Origin of the sequence: Clostridium neonatale (genome assembly GCF_001458595.1) — a bacterium.
Lineage (GTDB): Bacteria > Bacillota > Clostridia > Clostridiales > Clostridiaceae > Clostridium > Clostridium neonatale.
Genome location: NZ_LN890328.1, coordinates 216,409 through 235,306 on the forward strand (window position 1 = coordinate 216,409; position 18,898 = coordinate 235,306).

Annotated in this window: 20 protein-coding genes; 18 read left to right on the forward strand and 2 right to left on the reverse strand. The window is 28.4% G+C overall.

What is annotated here, in order from left to right:
- The first annotated feature begins 7 nt into the window (after positions 1-7).
- From BN2920_RS08040 to BN2920_RS08055, 4 genes are all read left to right on the forward strand, one after another.
- A complete protein-coding gene (locus BN2920_RS08040; protein ID WP_058294506.1) occupies positions 8-343 on the forward strand; it encodes a LysE family translocator in 336 nt (111 codons plus the stop codon).
- 141 nt (positions 344-484) lie between these two features.
- Entirely contained in the window at positions 485-1,033 is a 549-nt protein-coding gene (locus BN2920_RS08045; protein WP_058294507.1) for a GNAT family N-acetyltransferase, read from the forward strand.
- A 25-nt stretch (positions 1,034-1,058) separates the two neighbouring features.
- The gene (locus tag BN2920_RS08050; protein WP_058294508.1) at positions 1,059-1,481 is read left to right on the forward strand and encodes a VOC family protein; all 423 of its coding nucleotides are present in this window, start codon (positions 1,059-1,061) and stop codon (positions 1,479-1,481) included.
- Positions 1,482-2,245: 764 nt separating this feature from the next.
- Positions 2,246-2,539: a hypothetical protein gene (locus BN2920_RS08055; protein WP_058294509.1), complete on the forward strand. Its 294-nt coding sequence runs from the start codon at positions 2,246-2,248 to the stop codon at positions 2,537-2,539.
- 318 nt (positions 2,540-2,857) lie between these two features.
- Here the strand turns inward: BN2920_RS08055 and BN2920_RS08060 are convergent, their stop codons facing one another.
- Both BN2920_RS08060 and BN2920_RS08065 read right to left on the reverse strand, forming a co-directional pair.
- Positions 2,858-4,456 carry a response regulator gene (locus BN2920_RS08060; protein WP_058294510.1) on the reverse strand — a complete coding sequence of 533 codons (1,599 nt, stop codon included), beginning with the start codon at positions 4,454-4,456 and terminating at the stop codon, positions 2,858-2,860.
- 30 nt (positions 4,457-4,486) lie between these two features.
- Positions 4,487-6,307 carry a sensor histidine kinase gene (locus BN2920_RS08065; protein WP_058294511.1) on the reverse strand — a complete coding sequence of 607 codons (1,821 nt, stop codon included), beginning with the start codon at positions 6,305-6,307 and terminating at the stop codon, positions 4,487-4,489.
- A 211-nt stretch (positions 6,308-6,518) separates the two neighbouring features.
- Between BN2920_RS08065 and BN2920_RS08070 the strand changes: the two genes are divergently transcribed.
- The 14 genes from BN2920_RS08070 to BN2920_RS08125 all read left to right on the forward strand — a co-directional run bounded on the left by BN2920_RS08070 (position 6,519) and on the right by BN2920_RS08125 (position 18,759).
- Positions 6,519-7,775 carry an ABC transporter substrate-binding protein gene (locus BN2920_RS08070; protein ID WP_058294512.1) on the forward strand — a complete coding sequence of 419 codons (1,257 nt, stop codon included), beginning with the start codon at positions 6,519-6,521 and terminating at the stop codon, positions 7,773-7,775.
- A gap of 168 nt (positions 7,776-7,943) precedes the next feature.
- On the forward strand, positions 7,944-8,819 hold the full coding sequence (locus BN2920_RS08075; RefSeq protein WP_058294513.1) for a carbohydrate ABC transporter permease: 876 nt from the start codon (positions 7,944-7,946) through the stop codon (positions 8,817-8,819).
- An 11-nt stretch (positions 8,820-8,830) separates the two neighbouring features.
- Positions 8,831-9,670, forward strand: a complete 840-nt coding sequence (locus BN2920_RS08080) for a carbohydrate ABC transporter permease (RefSeq protein ID WP_058294514.1) — start codon at positions 8,831-8,833, stop codon at positions 9,668-9,670.
- A 26-nt stretch (positions 9,671-9,696) separates the two neighbouring features.
- The gene (locus BN2920_RS08085; RefSeq protein ID WP_058294515.1) at positions 9,697-10,809 is read left to right on the forward strand and encodes a glycoside hydrolase family 172 protein; all 1,113 of its coding nucleotides are present in this window, start codon (positions 9,697-9,699) and stop codon (positions 10,807-10,809) included.
- A 53-nt stretch (positions 10,810-10,862) separates the two neighbouring features.
- Positions 10,863-11,738 (forward strand): ROK family protein, encoded by an 876-nt coding sequence (locus BN2920_RS08090; protein ID WP_058294516.1) that lies wholly within the window; start codon positions 10,863-10,865, stop codon positions 11,736-11,738.
- Between the two features lie 58 nt (positions 11,739-11,796).
- Positions 11,797-12,192, forward strand: coding sequence for a VOC family protein (locus tag BN2920_RS08095; RefSeq protein ID WP_242868344.1), 396 nt, complete (start codon positions 11,797-11,799; stop codon positions 12,190-12,192).
- 519 nt (positions 12,193-12,711) lie between these two features.
- A complete protein-coding gene (gene ltrA, locus BN2920_RS08100) occupies positions 12,712-14,127 on the forward strand; it encodes a group II intron reverse transcriptase/maturase (RefSeq protein WP_198157488.1) in 1,416 nt (471 codons plus the stop codon).
- Positions 14,128-14,462: 335 nt separating this feature from the next.
- A complete protein-coding gene (locus BN2920_RS21325; RefSeq protein ID WP_230132182.1) occupies positions 14,463-14,603 on the forward strand; it encodes an aminoglycoside 6-adenylyltransferase in 141 nt (46 codons plus the stop codon).
- Positions 14,604-14,677: 74 nt separating this feature from the next.
- Complete coding sequence (locus BN2920_RS08105; RefSeq protein WP_058294518.1) at positions 14,678-15,244, forward strand: GNAT family N-acetyltransferase; 567 nt, start codon at positions 14,678-14,680, stop codon at positions 15,242-15,244.
- A 160-nt stretch (positions 15,245-15,404) separates the two neighbouring features.
- The gene (locus BN2920_RS08110; RefSeq protein WP_058294519.1) at positions 15,405-16,370 is read left to right on the forward strand and encodes a phosphotransferase family protein; all 966 of its coding nucleotides are present in this window, start codon (positions 15,405-15,407) and stop codon (positions 16,368-16,370) included.
- A gap of 64 nt (positions 16,371-16,434) precedes the next feature.
- Positions 16,435-16,581 carry a hypothetical protein gene (locus tag BN2920_RS21330; protein WP_157065767.1) on the forward strand — a complete coding sequence of 49 codons (147 nt, stop codon included), beginning with the start codon at positions 16,435-16,437 and terminating at the stop codon, positions 16,579-16,581.
- 55 nt (positions 16,582-16,636) lie between these two features.
- Positions 16,637-17,608 (forward strand): MerR family transcriptional regulator, encoded by a 972-nt coding sequence (locus BN2920_RS08115; protein WP_058294520.1) that lies wholly within the window; start codon positions 16,637-16,639, stop codon positions 17,606-17,608.
- A gap of 159 nt (positions 17,609-17,767) precedes the next feature.
- The gene (locus BN2920_RS08120) at positions 17,768-18,190 is read left to right on the forward strand and encodes a flavodoxin family protein (protein ID WP_058294521.1); all 423 of its coding nucleotides are present in this window, start codon (positions 17,768-17,770) and stop codon (positions 18,188-18,190) included.
- A 338-nt stretch (positions 18,191-18,528) separates the two neighbouring features.
- Positions 18,529-18,759 (forward strand): hypothetical protein, encoded by a 231-nt coding sequence (locus BN2920_RS08125; protein WP_058294522.1) that lies wholly within the window; start codon positions 18,529-18,531, stop codon positions 18,757-18,759.
- Positions 18,760-18,898 lie beyond the last annotated feature (139 nt).

An 18,898-nucleotide genomic window follows, 5' to 3' on the forward strand; every position in this document is an offset into this window, starting at 1 on the left:
GGTGATTTTGCAAAAATCAAATTTGAACTTTAGGGAAACAAATGATGATGATAAAGCAATTATAGTTATAGGAAGAGGAGCTTTAATTAATCTTTTCAATCCACAGCTTACATTGTTTTTCTTTGCATTTTTACCACAATACATCAGCAATAATATCCAAAACTATGTTAAAGAAAGTTTTCTGCTTGGTATATTATTGATGATACTTACCTTTTTAATTTTTTGCGGTTATGGAATTTTAGCAGGTTTAATGAAAAGATTTGCTACAAAATCACCTAAAAGACTCCAATACATTCAACAACTATTTGGAATTATATTCATTGTTTTTGCAATTAATCTTTAAATGATTTCATTATAAAAAGTATTGTTATATTTTTAGTTGGAGTTATTACTGTGGTATAATTAACCTATAGAAACAGAAAGTGTATATAAAGATACGGCGAGAATTTATAAACTAATAGATAGTAGCTTAGGAGGAATAGAAATGCAATTTGAAGCCAAGGAAGTAGAATTAAAGGATGGGACAAGATGTGTTTTAAGAAGTCCAAATGAACAAGATGCAGAAAGCATGATTGAGTACTTGAAAACAACATCTGATGAAACACATTTTATGATTAGATATTCAGAAGAAATTGCAATAAGCATTGAGGAAGAGAAAAAGATTTTAAATGAGAATATAAAAAGGAATAAAGATATTATGGTTGCAGAATTTGTAAATAATGAACTTGCAGGTAATGCAGGTATTAGTTGTGTGAGAGATAATATTAAGCTTAAGCATAGAGCTACATTTGGGATTTCTATAAAAGAAAAATATTGGAATAATGGAATTGGAAATGTAATTCTTAAAGAAATAATTAAACAAGCAAAGAGTATGAGATACGAGCAGCTTGAACTTGGAGTATTTGATGATAATAAGAGAGCTCAAGCTTTATATAAAAAGCATGGATTTGAAGTTTGGGGATGTTCAAAGAATGCATATAAACTTAAAGATGGAACATATCGTGATGAAATTATAATGGGAAGAATGCTATGAAGATTTTAAGAATGGAGTGAAAATAATGATTCAATCAATTGTACACATTGCTTTAGTAGTAAAAGATTATGATGAGGCAATAGACTTTTATACTAAAAAACTACATTTCACATTAGTAGAAGATACATATCAGCCAGAACAGAATAAAAGATGGGTAGTTGTATCTCCACCAGGTTCTTTAGGAACAACAATATTGCTTGCAAGAGCCTCAAAACCAGAGCAAGAGTCTTTTATAGGAAATCAAGCAGGGGGAAGAGTTTTTCTTTTCCTTGGAACAGATGATTTTTGGCGTGATTATAATGAAATGAAAGCTATAGGTATTGAATTTGTTAGAGAGCCAAAGGAACAAGATTATGGAATAGTGGCAGTATTCAAGGATTTATACGGAAACCTTTGGGATTTAGTTGAATTTGATGAAAATCATCCTATGTCTAAGAGAGTTAAATAACAAAATTAAATTTAAGAAAGGTTAATTAAAATAGAAAAGTAAACCTAATGCATTAAAGCGTATTAAATAAAATAGATATCTAAGTTTTTGATGAAAGTATATTCGGCAAATATAAATTCTTCTTAAGAACATGGAAAGGAAAAAAACAATTTTATAAAGTTATTCATAATTAAAGTACAAGAAGTAGATATATACAAATATCAACTTCTTCCAATTTCTTATAGGTCCTTTCCTATGTAATTTAAACAATAAATATATATTGTAATATTCTAATATTCTTTTATTCTAATATTCTTAAGAATATCAGAATAAAAGAATATATACATACTAGAATATAAAAATATGCTTATTTATTGAGGGTCTCAGCAATTTCATAAGAAAAAAGCAAGTCTCCTTATGAAAAAAGTTCTAGGTAGATTGGTTAGAAGAAGGAAAGCTGAAACAGAGTTATTTTTTGATTGGATATATTGATATTAATAAGATTATTTTAGGAGAAGGGGTAAATACATAGTGATGAGTGAATTGAGAAAGGGTATCTAAGTAGGATGGAAATGTAATGATATTTAAGAGAATAAAATTTTAGTTAGGGGCTTAGTTAGTGTTTTTATAAAAATTATTTAAATTTAGTTATAATGAAATCTAAATTTAGTGGTGATAATACAAAAAGCTGGTATTCGTTAACACCTTGATAGGTGGATATCTTTGGATAAAAAAGAGGTTTATACTATTATATGATAATAACAAATTGAAAGTGATCAGAAAAAATGAAAACAATAATTACGTATTATACATTAGGTGGAACATCAAAAAAAGAAGCAGAACGTATAGCAAGTGAAAATGAGAATGTAGTTATTTGTGAGGTACAGCAAAAGAAAAAATATAATATTTTAACAGCATTTATTTTAGGATGCCCAAAGGCAATGAAGAGACAAGTGGTAGAAATAAAAGATGTACAATATGATTTATCAGATTTTGATCGAATCATATTTGTAGCTCCAATATGGGCTGGATTTCCAGTTCCTGCATTTAATGCAATGGTTAATTTATTGAGAGAATGAAAAGAGGTTGAAATTTTTATGTGTTCAGGAGGTGGAGAAGCTTAAAAGAGTGAAGAAGGCACTAAAAAAATGATTCAAGATAAAAACTGCAAATTGATAGCTTATCATAATATTAAAGTTTCTAAATAGTATAATAGAAAGTAGCAATCAAGCTATCAAAAAACACATTTGAGGAAGAACTGAGAAAGTGTGGATTAATAAGGAAGGAATAGAACTGTTTTCAAATTATATAATAGAATTTGAAAACAGTTCTGTTGTATTATTTAACCCATGTAACTACTTCATCTATTGACTGTCTAAACTTTGGAGATTGGTGATTTAATATACTTCTTGGCGATAAACAGATGGATTTTTGTCCATTTTCTTTTTAAAGCATGAGCTAAAATAATATTGATTTACATAACCAACTTTTTCGCTAATTTCTTTTAAAGATAGGCTTGTATTTTCTAGTAGTTTACAAGCGTTTTCTATTCTAACATTTGTGATGGTTGTACTTATATTTTCACCAATTTGTTTTTTAAATAGTGAACTTAAATATGCTGGACTAACATTGACATATGAAGCAATTTCATTTAATGATAAATCTTTTTTGCTAAAATTATCTTTAATATATGCAATTACACTGTTACATAGGTACTCATGTTGATCCCTCATTGATTCATCAAGCTTATCACAAATAATTTTTAGAATCTGAAAAAGCCAATTTATTATATCAGAGCTATTGTCAATTGTACCTAAGTTACTATAGGTATCTACTATTATATTTTCAATATCGCTAGTATTTATGGACATATTGTATAGAAGTTTTAATACATTGCTTAGGATAGAATATATATTGTTAAATATTAAGTACTTATTATTACAATTAACCAAGATCTCTTCATAAAACATTTGTATCCAATTTCTTATTCCATTTAAGTCTTTTTTGTAAAGAAGCTGAATTAATTTATCTTCATTATTACAAATATAGATATTGTGATTTTCATTATTTTTGTTGATAATATCATGAATATCAAATATATTGTTTTGAGGAAAAAAGAAATTATATTCAAGTGCCTGACATGAATTATCATAAGAAATTTTCATATTCCAAACAGAATCAACAACATTACCAATGCCAATATTTAATTCAAATATTTTACTTTCATAATTTTCTATAAAATGACTGAGTATGTCGTAAATTTTATTTAGTAAATAGCTTTCGTTAGGATAATTTCCACCGATAAATATAATCATATCATCTCTCTCATTTATATTGTGATACAAGTGAAATTTAGAGAAAACAGACTTGATATAATCACTTAAATCTATTAATGAAATATGATATTTCTCAATTCCTAAGTCATTTTTTACTTTTTCAGAATTTGTTATTCTAAAATTTAATATTATAAAATATTTCAGATCTAAATTTAAATTTAAATAATCTGGATATTTAAAAAGATTATATTTAGAATCTTCACTATTTAAATGTATTAATTCTGAAAAAAATTTATTTATCATTAGTGGGCGACTTTCATTTAAAATTTTAAGGTTATGCTCTTCTTTATCTAGCTGATTAAAGGCATTATTGATTATTACATTAAGATATTCATAGTCAATAGGCTTTTCTATATAATCATATACACCAACTCTAATTGCTTGCTTAGCATATTCAAATTTATCAAATGCACTAATAAGTATAATTTTTATATTGGGATTAATTTTCAATATTTGATTTGACATTTCTAAACCAGATATTTTAGGCATTTCTATATCTGATATTATTAAGTCAACATCTGTAGACTTTACAGCATCAATAACAGATTGAGAATCATAATACATATATATTACTTGTGAATTTAATAAATCCCAATTTATATTTTTATAAATACCTTCAACAGACAAATGATTATCATCAACTATAATTACTTTTCTCAAAACAGTTCTCCTTATATAATTATGAAATTTTTAAATAACTTGATTTATTATTATATTAATGTTTGTTCCAATATTTAAAATACTACTAATATTCATGGATTCTTTAGCGATTTTTGAAGAATATAGCCTAGCGTTAACATTACTTAGACCTAAATATTTATCACTAACATTATTAGTATTCAATATGGATTGAATATCTATAAGTCTATCAGGATCTATACCAATACCATTATCTTTAATGTTAATTAATATATAGTCCTCATGATAAGTAATAGAAATATCTATATTAATTTTGTTACCACCTTGTCCAATTCCATGTCTAATACAATTCTCCATAAGTGGTTGAAGTGTAAGCTTAGGAATTAAAAAGCTTTCTATACTTTTATCTAAATAAAAATTCCAAGTTATATTTCCATTCTTGCATATATTCTCCATAGATAAATATAATTTAGCAATTTCTATTTCTTCTTGAATTGTGATTAAATGTTCTGAGGTACGAAGAACATAACGATAGAACTTTGACAAGTCCCTAATAATTTGATTAGCTATATCAAACTTACCGATAGAATTACATACATGAATAGAATCTAGGATATTGTATAAAAAATGAGGATTAATTTGAGCTTGCAGCAAGTCATAATTTAATTTCTCTTTTTTTACTGATAAATCTAAGATGGTATTGAAATTATCATTTATTGTATTTATCATATCTTTAAGAGTTAATGCTATATAATCGATATCATCATAATATCCGGAGTTAGAATCAATTAACTCATTCAAATTATCAATTTTAATTACATTATTATTAAGTTCAGCAGATTTGATTATTACAGATAATCTATTGAGCCTTTTTGTTATCTCTTTGCCAAGAGATGCAGCAGTAAATATAAAGATTGGAGTTAACATCAAAATAGAAAATATAATTAATTTAATAAGTGGAAATGTATTTTCTAATATATATTTATCCGGAATATCAGTTACTATGTACCAATCATTAATTGATTTTGAAGATATAATTTGTGAATTTTTATATAGTGATAAATTACCATTTGATATATTTTGTTTAATAAGTGTGAGTTTTTTAGTATCTAAAGTATTGCCAACTTTGCTTTTATCAGAATGTGCTATAATAACTCCATTTTCATCAACTATATAGTTAGATATGGAAATATCTATACTAGAGTTTTTTAATATTTCTGAGAATTCATCAGACTTAATACTTATAAAATATGAATAAAACAAAGAATCACTTTCATTGTTTTTAACACTTCTGTAACAGAATATAGCATCAACTCCATCCTTATTGTTAGAAATCATATAAGGAAAATCTTGTTTTGCCCTAAAAACCCACTTAGTAGATATACCTAAATTTAAAAGGTCATTTTCTGAAATACCATACTTTTCAAGATCATTTATACTATTAAAATTTATTCCATGGTTGCTTATAATTAAATTTGGCTCTAAGAATGCATTAATATAAAAAATGTTAAAATTATTTTTTAATATATCAATATTATTAGAAGTATTATTAAAAACTGTTAAGTAATTTGATAGTGGCAATGTTGGAGTATTATTTAAGGAATATAAATAAAATTGAATTGAATCAGCTACATGTTCAATTTGAACTACACGGTTATTAATATCTACTTTTAATTGATTATTTAAAAGTAGATTACTATTAAGTATCTTATCTTTTGCAATTTTTACAGAAGTATGATATGAAATTAGTCCAATAGCTAGAAGCGGTATAATAGTACATAATATAAAGCATACTATTATTCTATTTTGGAAATTAGAAAAATATTTTCTTATACCATTATTTAAACTGTTTATCTTATAATTGACTGCCATTAAAGTGTTCACCTCTTTATATAAAAGTTAAATAATATCATCACAGCCATTATAGATAATAACTGTAAACATTACAATATTATTTTGTTTCAATAATCAAAAACAAAAAAAATTATAAATTATGAGAAAAATAATGTATTTAAACTAACTAGTCAATTTAATAAAATAAATATGAAGTCAAATGAAAACGTTATGAAAGAGGGGGATTTTTATGAAATCAATTAAAATTATGTCTTTATTGACTTCATCTGTTTTAGCAGTAACGCTTTTAAACGGATGTGGAGGTGCAAAATCAGCAAGTGATAGTGCATCAGCAGAAAAGACTGAAAAAATTACACTAATGACAATGGATACTACTTTTGATGAAGGATTTCAAAAGTATATCGAAAAAGCAGAAAAAGCAACAGGAATAAAAATAGAAACAATAGCTTGCCCAACAAACACAGATGATAGACAAGCTAAAATCACGACTATACTTTCATCAAAAGATACAAGTGTGGATGTAATAACAATAAATGATGAAATGATTAGTGCATTTAAAAATACAAACTTTTTAGAGCCTATACAAGATACTGTTATGACAAAGGATGTTGTATCACAATTTCCTCAACAGTATATAAAAGATTTAATACAAGTAGGAGATAATATATACTCTGTCCCTATGTATATGGAGATATTAGGTTTTTGGGTTGATCAATCAAAAGTAAAAGAGCTTGGTTTAGATGGAATAAATACAAAAGAAGATTTTGAAAAGTATGTTAAAGCTTATAGTAAAGATGGTAAATATGGATATGGTGGTGCATGGGAAAAAACATATGTATTTAATGAAATAGGTACTTTTGTAAATTTATTTGGTGGAGATTACTATGATTGGACAAATCCTAAAACAATGGAGGCAGTCAAATTTATGTACGACATGGTTAAAAATGGTGAAACTCCTTTAGCACAATTAGCAGATCAATACGATCCAATGATGCAAAAATTCTTTGATGATGATTATGCTTCAATATTTATGTATACAGGTGCAATGAAAAACTTTGTAGACTCTGGTAGATATGGTGAAGATGGAATATCTTTAGCTCCAATGCCTACTTTTGAAAACAATAGTGCTTATATAGCTTGTTGGAACTATGTTTTAAATTCAGCATCAGAAAATAAGGAGGCTGCAATTAAATTCTTAAATTATGCTGCAAGTCCAGAAGGTGAGAAAGATTATTATGAGATGACTTCAAGATTACCAGCAAGATCTGATGTAATAAATGATCCAAGCTTTCAAATAGAAGGACTAGATGTAATTAAGGGATATTTAGAAAATACAGTATTACGTGGACGTCCAATGGCACCTCAAGCTATGGAATTTATAAGCTCTATGGGATCACTATTCCAAAGATATGTTTCTGACGAAATACCATTAGATGAATTCTGTGAAAAAGCGCAAGTAGAAGTAGATAAGTATACTAAAGAATAATAAAGCAAAGTAAAAATATAAAAAACTCATACCTAGATTAAATATTAGTATCACTAAAATTTATTAGTTTATTTAGGTATGAGTTCATTATAAAAGCATATTGTAATTCTATTTTAGCAAAAACCTTACAGCAAATAGAAAGTACAATTATAAAGACTGGAGGAGCATATGAGTAATAAACGTAATAAGATATGGATAGCTTGGATATTGGTAATACCTGCACTACTATTAAGAGGCTTTACAACAATATATCCAATATTAACAACATTTAAAAATAGTTTCTTTGATATGAGTTTGCTAAAAGGAAAAGAAGAATTTATTGTAATTCAGAATTTTGTACAACTGTTCACTGATGAAAAATTACTTACATCAATAGAATTTACTATTATATTTACATTAGCTTCTATGATATTACACGTTATATTAGGTGTTGGACTAGCATTGATGTTAAATATAAAATTTAAAGGCAGAAAGTTTTTAAGAACCATAGTTTTAATACCATGGGCAATGCCTATGGTTGTTGCAGGGCTTGCAGCACGTTGGGCATTTAATGATACTTATGGACTTATAAATGATTTAATAAGAAGGATATTGCCTAATTTCCATTACGATTGGTTAATAAATGAGTTTTCTGCAAGGGTAGCTGTAATTTCAGTTGATTTGTGGAAAGATCTGCCCTTTTTTGCCATATTAGTGTTAGCGGCATTGCAGTTTATCCCATCAGATCTTTATGAAGCAGCTAAAATAGATGGAGCAGGAATAATTAAATCATTTTTTGCAATTACATTACCAGGAATAAAAAACACGGTATTAACATTATGTATATTTTTTACAATGTGGAGGCTTACTAGTTTTGATGTTGTATATTCAATGACTTCAGGAGGACCTGGAGATTCAACAACATTATTATCATATAGAATAATGACAGAAGCATTTACAAATTTAAATTTAGGATACGCATCTGCAATAGCAGTATTTTTATTTGCAATAATGTTAGTTTTAACATTAATTGATGTTAGATATATAAAAAAAGTAAATAATTAGGGGTGATAATTATGAAGTTTAAAATTAATAAAACTGTACCTTTTGTTGTAAAATGGGCATTAACTATTGTTATATCGGCTTTTATATTAATACCCTTATATTGGATTTTTATATCGTCTATTAAACCTTCAAATGAACTATTTACAACACCTATAAAATATATTCCAAGTAATGTTACTTTTCAAAATTACAAAAAGTTGTTTTTTGAATTAAATTTAGGTGAAAAAGCTTTAAATACATTAATTATAACTACAGCTGCATTAATAATATCTACTATTATATGCCTACTAGCAGCTTATGCATTTTCAAAATATAAGAGCAGGGGTTTAAAAATAGCTTATGGAGCTATAGTGTCTTCTGCTTTAATACCAGGAATAGTGACTGCAAGGCCATTATATGATTTTATGAACAAATTTAATTTAGTAGATACTTTTTTAGGACTAATAATCCTATATACAAGTGCATTAATACCATTCACAATTTTAATATTGAATAATTTCTTAAATGAAATACCTGAATCAATATATGAAGCAGCAGAAGTTGATGGATGCAAAGCTCTACAAAAGATGTTTTATGTAACATTACCTTTAATGAAGCCAGCTATAGCAACTATAAGCATAATTAATTTTATTACATGCCTAAATGATTTATTTACACCATTGTTCTTTGCACGAAAGATAGAAGTATTAAGTGTTGGAATAACTACAATACCTAAGGAAACAACTTATAGTATGCCTTGGGATTTAATTAGTACGATGGGATGGATAATACTTTTACCAATAATACTATTCGTATTATTATTTGAAAAACAAATTATGGATGGAATAATGGCTGGCGGGGTAAAAGAATAATTGATTAAAGAGGAGAAGTTATTTATATGAATAATTATTTATTTTCAAATGGACTTACTAGTTTATCAGTGCTAAAAAATGCACGTTCTCGTGCTATAAATTCAGAAAACCCTAATGGAGAAAAAGGAAATGGAGGAAAGGCTGCAAGTAATTTAGGAACTTCAAGAAAAGGAAGTCCTTGTTTAAGAGATATAGAACCAGGAAAAACAGTAACATTAGCTGAAGTAAATGGTCCAGGAATAATAACACATATATGGATTACTGTTGATAATAAAACAACAGATGCTGATTGTAATGTTCTAAGAGATTTAGTTTTAAGGATGTATTGGGATGACGAAGAAGCTCCTTCAGTAGAAAGCCCGCTTGGAGATTTCTTTTGTTGTGGCTTTTCAAGAGAATGCATTGTAAATTCAATGCCAATAGTAGTGGTTCCATCTAGAGGGATGAATAGCTATTTTCAAATGCCATTTCACAAAAAAGCCAAGATTACATTAGAAAATCAACATGATAATAAAATACCAGCATTTTTCTATCAAATAGATTATTGTTTATATGATGAATTGCCAAAAGATACTGCATATTTTCATGCACAATGGAGACGTCAACGTATAACAGAATTACAGAAAGACTACGTAATTGTTGATAATATAAAAGGAAAGGGACATTATGTAGGAACATATATAGCATTAACTACACTAGAAAGATACTGGTGGGGTGAAGGAGAAGTAAAATTCTATATAGATGGTGATGAAGAATATCCTACTATTTGCGGAACTGGAATGGAGGATTACTTTGGAGGCTCTTGGAGCTTTGCATCGCAGGTTAATGGTAAAACAATAGAAAATAATTATTGTACTCCATTTCTTGGATATCCATACTATTCCGCCAATGATGATTTAATACACAATCCATATCATAATAATGATTGTCCACCAATGAGGGGATTTTATCGCTGGCATATATTAGATCCAATTTATTTTCAAGATGATTTAAAAGTTACTGTACAGCAAATAGGAGTATGTTATAAAGGATTATTTGAACGTCAAGATGATCTTGCATCAGTATCCTATTGGTATCAAGCAGAACCTCATAACAAATTTGAAGAGTTAATGGATAAAAAGCAGCGTTGGCCAAGATAAATAAAAATATTAAAAAAAGATTAAATTTTTGAATAGTTAAAGAGGAGATTATTATGAAATATGGAGCAATAGAAGCAGGCGGAACAAAATTTGTTTGTGCAGTAAGTAATGAAAAGCTTGAAATTCTAGAAAGAATAAGTTTACCGACAACAACACCTGATGAAACAATGAAGAATGTTTTTGAATTTTTTGACAAATATGATTTAGATGCTATAGGTGTAGGGTCATTTGGTCCTATTGATGTAAACAAAAAGTCAAAAACTTATGGATATATAACTACTACTCCTAAATTAGCATGGGCAAATTATAATTTTGTTGGAGCTTTAAAAGATAGATACAATATTCCAATTGGATGGACTACTGATGTAAATGCAGCGGCTTTAGGAGAATTAAAAAAAGGAGCAGCGGTTGGTTTACAAAGCTGTATCTATTTAACTGTAGGAACTGGGATTGGTGGAGGAGCAATGATAAATGGACAATTTCTTGAAGGTTATGGACATCCAGAAATGGGACATATATTAATTAGAATGCATCCTAATGACCAATTCAAAGGAATTTGCCCATACCACAAAAATTGTTTAGAAGGTGTTGCATCTGGGCCTGCCATTGAAGATAGATGGGGAAAGAAAGCATATGAATTGGTAGATAATGAAGAAGTATGGAAAATAGAGGCTTTTTATCTGGCACAAGCATTAATGACATATACACTAACTATAAATCCAGAACGTATTGTTCTAGGTGGTGGGGTAATGAAGCAACGTCAGTTATTTCATTATATAAGAAAAGAGTTAGAAAAATTAATGAATAACTATGTTACTATGCCAGATTTGGATGAATATATTGTATCACCTGGGCTTGGAGATAATTCGGGAATTATAGGATGTTTGCTTTTGGCGCAAGAAGTAAATAAAGATGAAATAACATGCTAGCAATTTTTATGGGAAAAGTGGATAATATGTAGAATTTTTTTGAAGTAGAAAGGTAATTATGATGAATTTAAAAGCATTTTGCACAGGAGTACAACATATAGGTATTCCAACAGATAATATAGAGAAGACAGTTTTATTTTATGAAGAATTAGGATTTGATAAAATATATGAAACCTATAATAAAAATGCAAATCAAAAAGTAGTTTTTTTGCAATTAGAAAATTTAATAATAGAAACCTATGAAGAAAAGAATATATCTAGTGCTAATGGGGCTATTAATCATATTGCCATAGATTGTAATAAAATATATGAAGCTTATGATATTGTAAGAATGCAGGGATATAAATTATTGACAGATGGAATTCAGAACTTAGACTTTTGGGAAAATGGAATTCAATATTTTATTATTGAAGGACCTAATAAAGAAAGACTTGAATTTTGTAAAAAGCTATAAATAGATTTTTCTCAGAAACTTTTTTATGTAATAATGTTAATAAACTTTTATATATGACCAATTGTCAAGCTAAGTGCAAAACTTAGCTTGATTTTCGTGTGTGCCCAGCATGGGCACGTACTAATCGGTGAAAGTCCGTAGCAGAGGCTGATAGTGCCAACTGCATAGCCAACGGCAAGGGTGTCCATCGTGAGGTGGAATCTGAAGGAAGCCTAAGGCAAAGCCTTGGTCTGAGGTACACGAATCACATTTGAGGCTCAAAGCTATGGGTAAGCTTGCACGACAAAGTAAAGCCCTATAACTATCCGAAATAGCTAGAGTAAATGTGGCAGATAGATGAGGTGAAAGTGCGTGTTCTTACCTGGGGAGGTCTGATAGATACGTACCAAATGAATTAAATTTCTAGGTTACAACCTATACAGTGATGTATAACTGAACTATCAGAAGTCAGCAGAGGTCATAGTAACTCCGCTAATCGCGATAGCGGATGAGGGACTGAACGTTAGGAGGTTTACAACTTTGGAGAAATCAAAGAAATTACAGAGACAGCAGAAAACTCAATATAGAGGCCAAGTGATGGAAGTAGAAGTGGAACTTCAAGGTAAATCAAAGGCGCCGAATAATTCTATGGTTTTACCAAATAGGGAAAGCGTAAACAATGGAGCATTTGATACTAGTAGACTACTTGAAGAAGTCCTTGAAAGAAATAATATGCTTTTAGCACTTAAAAGAGTAATTAGTAATAAAGGTAGTCATGGTGTTGACGGAATGAAAATCGATGAACTTCGAGAACATATCAAGAAACACTGGCATACAATTAAAGCTAAACTACTAGAAGGGAAATATAATCCATCACCTGTAAAAAGAGTAGAAATACCGAAACCAGATGGTGGAGTTAGATTATTAGGAATACCAACTGTACAAGATAGATTAATTCAGCAGGCAATTGCTCAAATATTATCTAGGGTTTATGAACCATCATTTTCTGAAAATAGCTTTGGGTTTCGTCCTCATAGAGGAGCAAAGAATGCCATAAAGAAATCAAAAGAATATATTAATCAAGGAAATAGATGGGTTGTAGATATGGATTTAGAGAAGTTCTTTGATAAAGTTAATCATGATATTCTTATGATCAAACTTGAAAAGAAAATACAGGACAGAAGATTATTAGCATTAATAAGGAAATATCTTAAAAGTGGTGTCCTTATTAATGGTGTTTCTATAACAAGTGAAGAAGGAACTCCGCAAGGCGGTCCGTTAAGTCCATTACTAGCAAATATAATGCTAGATGAATTGGACAAAGAACTTGAAAAAAGAGGACACAAATTTTGCAGATATGCAGATGACAATAATGTATATGTTAAAAGTAAAAGAGCAGGAAATAGAGTTATGAAATCTATGATTAATCTTATTGAAAATAAACTAAAACTTAAAGTTAATAAGGATAAAAGTGCAGTAGACTCTGTATCTAAAAGAAAGTTCCTAAGATTTTTATTCTATTTTTCGAAAAGTGGAGCCGAGATAAGAATCCACCAGAAATCCATAAAGAGATTTAAAGAAAAGATTAAATTTTATACTAATAGAAACAAAGGAATCAGTATGGAATATAGACTGATAAAATTAAATCAAATTATGCGGGGATGGATAAATTACTATGAAATAGCCAACGCCAGCGGAAAGCTAGTTGAACTAGACAAATGGATTAGAAGAAGACTAAGAGCTTGCATTTGGAAACAATGGAAGAAAATTAGCACCAGACATAGGAATTTAGTTAAGCTAGGAATCAACAAATACAAGGCTTTGGAATATGCAAATACAAGAAAAGGCTATTGGAGAATTTCCAAAAGCCCAATTTTAAGCAAGTCTTTAAATAACAAATACCTAGAATCACTAGGATTTGTTAGTCTAACACAAACATATCAAATGATACATTAAATTCTAATGAACCGCCGTATACCGAACGGTACGTACTGGTGGTGTGAGAGGTCGGTAGACAAAATAATTGTCTACCTTCTACTCGATTAAAAGTTTCTAATGGTGTTGTAAATCTAAGATATTTTATTTGTTTATCATTTAGAATGTTTTTAACAATATCAACTTTATTTACTTATTAAGTATTTATTTACAAAATATGATATAATGATTAAGAATTAGAAATTGCAAGTTGATACTTAGTGTATATGAGAGCAGTTAGAAAAATAAAACCACAATAAATTTAAAAAAGCATATTCTTCTGGAAATATACAGGATATATGGGGAACGTTTTCATTATGTGTGACTTATTTAATGACACAGCAAAATGTGTATCTTCCAAAATGAATATTGAATACAGCAATATAGAAGCGGATAACAGTTTAAAGTTTTTAAAAGATGTGAGTTTGCTTTCAAGAGATGCAAAAGAGGTATATTAATTTATAACTATGACTTACAGTTGCCATAGTTATTTCGCTATATTTAAGAAAATAAGAAAGAGGATGTGAATTATATGAAGGATGTTTATGAAATATGCCCTGTTTTAGAAGATGACCAATATAGCTTAAGACTGGTAGAAGAAGGAGATGCAGATGATTTATTAAAAGTATACAGTGATAGAAATGCTGTTCAGTTCTTTAACAGCGATAATTGCAATGGAGATGATTTTTATTATGAAAGCCTTCAAAGAATGCAGGATGCAATTAAATTTTGGATCTTTGCATATGAAAGTAAAGGATTTGTAAGATGGTGCATTTGTGATAAAAAGAGAAATCAAGTAATTGAAACAATTGAATTATTCAATAGAAAATCAGATGATGATTTTAATGATTGTGGTCTTCTTAGATTGGATTTAAGAAGTGATTATGAAATACAAGAGTGTATTTTTAAGATATTAACCATTGTTATTCCAGCAGCCTTTCGTTTGTTTAATTGCAGTATGATTGCAACAAAAGCAATACCTGATGCAATAGAACGAATCAGTGTATTAAATAAACTGGGATTTGTTGAATCACAAAAGCAATTAATTGGACATGATGGAACAGCTTATAAGCATTATTGGGTGAAGCAAATGGAATAATGAGTATTAAAAGATATAGAAGAAGCTGTGGATAAATTTGCAAAGTTTTTAGGTAAAGTATGTTCACGAAGAAATAAGAAAATAATTTATCAACAAAGATATTACAAAAATTAAATTTTAATTGAAAGGTAAATTGTAATTTGTGGAGGAGATGAATATAATGCCAGTAAGTATAACAAAAAATAATATAGATAAAAGGACTATTTTAAAAATGGTTCAGAAAGCTTTTCTAACAGAAAAGGTTAAAGAGATTGTTGAACTAACAGAAGGATTCTTTAATGTTGCATTTAGAATTGGTTTAGAGGATAAAAATGTAATTCTTAAAATCGCACCTCCAGTAGATACAGAAATTATGACATATGAAAAGAATATTATGTACAGTGAAGTGGATGTAATGAAAATAATAGCGGAAAAAGCACCTGTTCCAGTGCCAAAAATTTTATTTTATGATAATAGTCATGATATTTGTGAAAGTGATTATTTCTTTATGGATATGTTACAAGGTAGCAGTTTTTCAAGTATTATGGACAATATGTCACAAGAAGAAAAAGATAAAATATATTTTGAAATGGGGAAATATACCCAAATAATAAATAGTATTCAAAATAATAAATTTGGTTATTACGGTCAAAAAGAAAAGCAAAATGAAAATTGGTATATAACATTTAAAGAAATGATAATGGATACATATTCTGATGCAAAGTATAAAGATATTATAATTCCCATTTCTCAAGAAGAAATATTAATATTATTAGAAAAGGATAAAAACATTTTTGAAAATGTTCATACACCTAAATTAGTTCATTGGGATATATGGGCAGGAAATGTATTTGTGAAAAACAACAGAATGGAAGGAATTATAGACTTTGAAAGATGTTTATGGGCAGATGAACTTATGGAAGTAGGGTTTAGAACATATGGTTATCAAAAGGCATTTTACAAAGGATATGGGATTGATAAATTAAGTGATGAAGAAAAACGAAGGGCAAAGTGGTATGATATATATTTGTTTTTAATTTCTTGCCTAGAATGTAGGTATCGAATGTATGATAATACAGATACTTATGTTTGGGGATGTGATATGCTTAATAAGAGTATAGTAGAACTTTTGAAATCAAATAAGTAAAATTAGCACTTCAACATATCTAGTATGACAATTCTAATTTGTTATTAGAATAGGAGATTGATATATGATCGAATATAAAAATGGAAACGAATATTGGAATGGTCATGAATGTGATGGAAATTTTATATTTCGTACTTTAGCAGATATGTTTCCAGGAGATTATGAAAAATACATGAAAGAATCATTGGAGTTTAAAAAGAATCATAATTAATTGACTTTGACGCGATGTCGTCCTTTATAATCAATTTCAGAAAGGAGATGAGGGGATGGAGCTTACAACAATAAGTCAGGTTTCAAAAGAATATAATGTTAGCACAAGAACTTTGAGGTATTATGAAAAGATTGGTTTACTAAATAGCTGCAAGAAAGAGGATTATGCTTATCGTACTTATGATGATGAAGCAATTAGACGTCTGCAGCAGATAATTATTCTTAGAAAACTTAGAATACCATTAAAACAGATTGCTTTTATTTTTGAGAATAATGATTTATCACAAAGGCTTAAGATATTTCAGAAAAATATAAAAGAACTTGAAGAAGAAATATCGGCTAGGAGTACTGTTCGTAACGTATTAAAAGAATTTGTGGACAAGTTGAGTGAACATATTAGACTTAAAAGCAATTTTGATCTACTTAATGATAAAGAAATTTTGACACTTGTTGAATCCTTGAGCCTTTCAAAAATTAATTTAAAGGAGAAGAAGTCTATGGAAGAAATAAACAATGCAAACAACACAATTGATAAAATGAAAGATGTGAGGATAATATATATTCCTCCAATGACCATTGCTTCAAGTCATTTTATAGGACCAAATCCTGAAGATGCTGCACAAAAACAAATTGATGAATTTATAAGAGCAGTCAGATTAAATGAAATAAAGCCTGATTTTAGAGTGCTTGGTTTTAATAATCCATCACCTAATGAAGATCAAGAGTATTATGGGTATGAATTTTGGGTTACAATTCCGGAAAACATGAATGTACCAGAACCACTTACAAAAAAGAACTTTGATGGTGGATTATATGCTGCGCACTGCATTAAGATGGGGGATTTTCATGAGTGGCAGCAGTTCTTTGAATGGGCAAAAAATAATCCAGAATATGATATTGATTACCGGGAGCCTTACGGGATGGGTGGATGTCTTGAAGAACATTTGAATGCTTTCACTTACTATACTTCTAAAGAAAAGCAGTTTATACAACTAGATTTGCTTATACCAATAAAGAAAAAATCATAATTATAGACACAATTGGTGGTATGCCCTAAATATTAAGTTTTTAAATTCTTTGAATAATATAAAATAAATATATGAACTTATCTCAATTTTAATTTTGAAGATGCAAAAAAATTATATTAATTTTATGTGATAATAACAAATTGAAAGTGAGGAGAAAAAATGAAAACAATAATTATGTATTATACATTAGGTGGAACATCAAAAAAAGAAGCAGAACGTATAGCAAGTGAAAATGAGAATGTAGTTATTTGTGAGGTACAGCAAAAGAAAAAATATAATATTTTTACAGCATTTATTTTAGGATGCCCAAAGGCAATGAAGAGACAAGTGGTAGAAATAAAAGATGTACAATATGATTTATCAGATTTTGATCGAATCATATTTGTGGCTCCAATATGGGCTGGATTTCCAGTTCCTGCATTTAATGCAATGGTTAATTTATTGCCAGCAGGAAAAGAGGTTGAAATTTTTATGTGTTCAGGAGGTGGAGAAGCTCCAAAGAGTGAAGAAGGCACTAAAAAAATGATTCAAGATAAAAACTGCAAATTGATAGCTTATCATAATATTAAAGTTTCTAAATAGTATAAGAGAAAGTATGGATTAAGAAGGAAACAATAGAACTGTTTTCAAATTATATAATAGAATTTGAAAACAGTTCTATTGTATTATTTAACCCATGTAACTACTTCATTAAATCCAATGCTATGTCTACATTAAAATATTATTAGCTATATTGACATAAAATATAATCTATATAGAATAGTATTATGAAGCAGGGGAAGAAGAGAGGATTATATAAAAGTAAGGCAATGGACACTTTTTGCTAGAAATGAAAATGCTATAGAAGAGTTTAAAGAATATATAAAAAAGAATTATAAAGTACATATTTAAGAAATTATAAGTTATTTTGGAGGATAGACATGGATAAGTTTTTAATTAAAAATACAACAAGAGCAGAAAGAGAAAAGATTGTAAGGGATTCATTAGGATATAGTGATATTTGTTGTGAAGATACTTCAGACGGATATGATATGTATCAGCCATATATTGATGGAGAAAAAGAAATTTCAGAAATAACTGCATCATATAAAGCAAATTATGTATCTGAATCTTTAAACGATTTTGGAAATGGAAGATGTCGTGTAAAGTAATTTAATAATATTATTAATATAAGATTCCCCACTTGGGGAATTTTTTTGTTTAGATATATTATAAGTATGGGGAATAGTAGAAATTACAAATAAATAAGGAATATATTTTTTACTTATTTCATAGTGCAATATTAGTAAA

Excerpts from the sequence above, each read along its gene's own strand:
- BN2920_RS08095 (WP_242868344.1), top strand. The coding sequence starts at position 11,797 with ATGATGAATTTAAAAGCATTTTGCACAGGAGTACAACATATAGGTATT.
- BN2920_RS08125 (WP_058294522.1), top strand. The coding sequence starts at position 18,529 with ATGGATAAGTTTTTAATTAAAAATACAACAAGAGCAGAAAGAGAAAAG.
- BN2920_RS08055 (WP_058294509.1), top strand. The coding sequence starts at position 2,246 with ATGAAAACAATAATTACGTATTATACATTAGGTGGAACATCAAAAAAA.
- BN2920_RS08115 (WP_058294520.1), top strand. The coding sequence starts at position 16,637 with ATGGAGCTTACAACAATAAGTCAGGTTTCAAAAGAATATAATGTTAGC.
- BN2920_RS08085 (WP_058294515.1), top strand. The coding sequence starts at position 9,697 with ATGAATAATTATTTATTTTCAAATGGACTTACTAGTTTATCAGTGCTA.
- BN2920_RS08110 (WP_058294519.1), top strand. The coding sequence starts at position 15,405 with ATGCCAGTAAGTATAACAAAAAATAATATAGATAAAAGGACTATTTTA.
- BN2920_RS08120 (WP_058294521.1), top strand. The coding sequence starts at position 17,768 with ATGAAAACAATAATTATGTATTATACATTAGGTGGAACATCAAAAAAA.
- BN2920_RS08065 (WP_058294511.1), bottom strand. The coding sequence starts at position 6,307 with ATGGCAGTCAATTATAAGATAAACAGTTTAAATAATGGTATAAGAAAA.
- BN2920_RS21330 (WP_157065767.1), top strand. The coding sequence starts at position 16,435 with ATGATCGAATATAAAAATGGAAACGAATATTGGAATGGTCATGAATGT.
- BN2920_RS08080 (WP_058294514.1), top strand. The coding sequence starts at position 8,831 with ATGAAGTTTAAAATTAATAAAACTGTACCTTTTGTTGTAAAATGGGCA.
- BN2920_RS08045 (WP_058294507.1), top strand. The coding sequence starts at position 485 with ATGCAATTTGAAGCCAAGGAAGTAGAATTAAAGGATGGGACAAGATGT.
- BN2920_RS08050 (WP_058294508.1), top strand. The coding sequence starts at position 1,059 with ATGATTCAATCAATTGTACACATTGCTTTAGTAGTAAAAGATTATGAT.
- BN2920_RS08105 (WP_058294518.1), top strand. The coding sequence starts at position 14,678 with ATGAAGGATGTTTATGAAATATGCCCTGTTTTAGAAGATGACCAATAT.
- BN2920_RS08090 (WP_058294516.1), top strand. The coding sequence starts at position 10,863 with ATGAAATATGGAGCAATAGAAGCAGGCGGAACAAAATTTGTTTGTGCA.
- BN2920_RS21325 (WP_230132182.1), top strand. The coding sequence starts at position 14,463 with ATGTGTGACTTATTTAATGACACAGCAAAATGTGTATCTTCCAAAATG.
- BN2920_RS08070 (WP_058294512.1), top strand. The coding sequence starts at position 6,519 with ATGAAATCAATTAAAATTATGTCTTTATTGACTTCATCTGTTTTAGCA.
- BN2920_RS08075 (WP_058294513.1), top strand. The coding sequence starts at position 7,944 with ATGAGTAATAAACGTAATAAGATATGGATAGCTTGGATATTGGTAATA.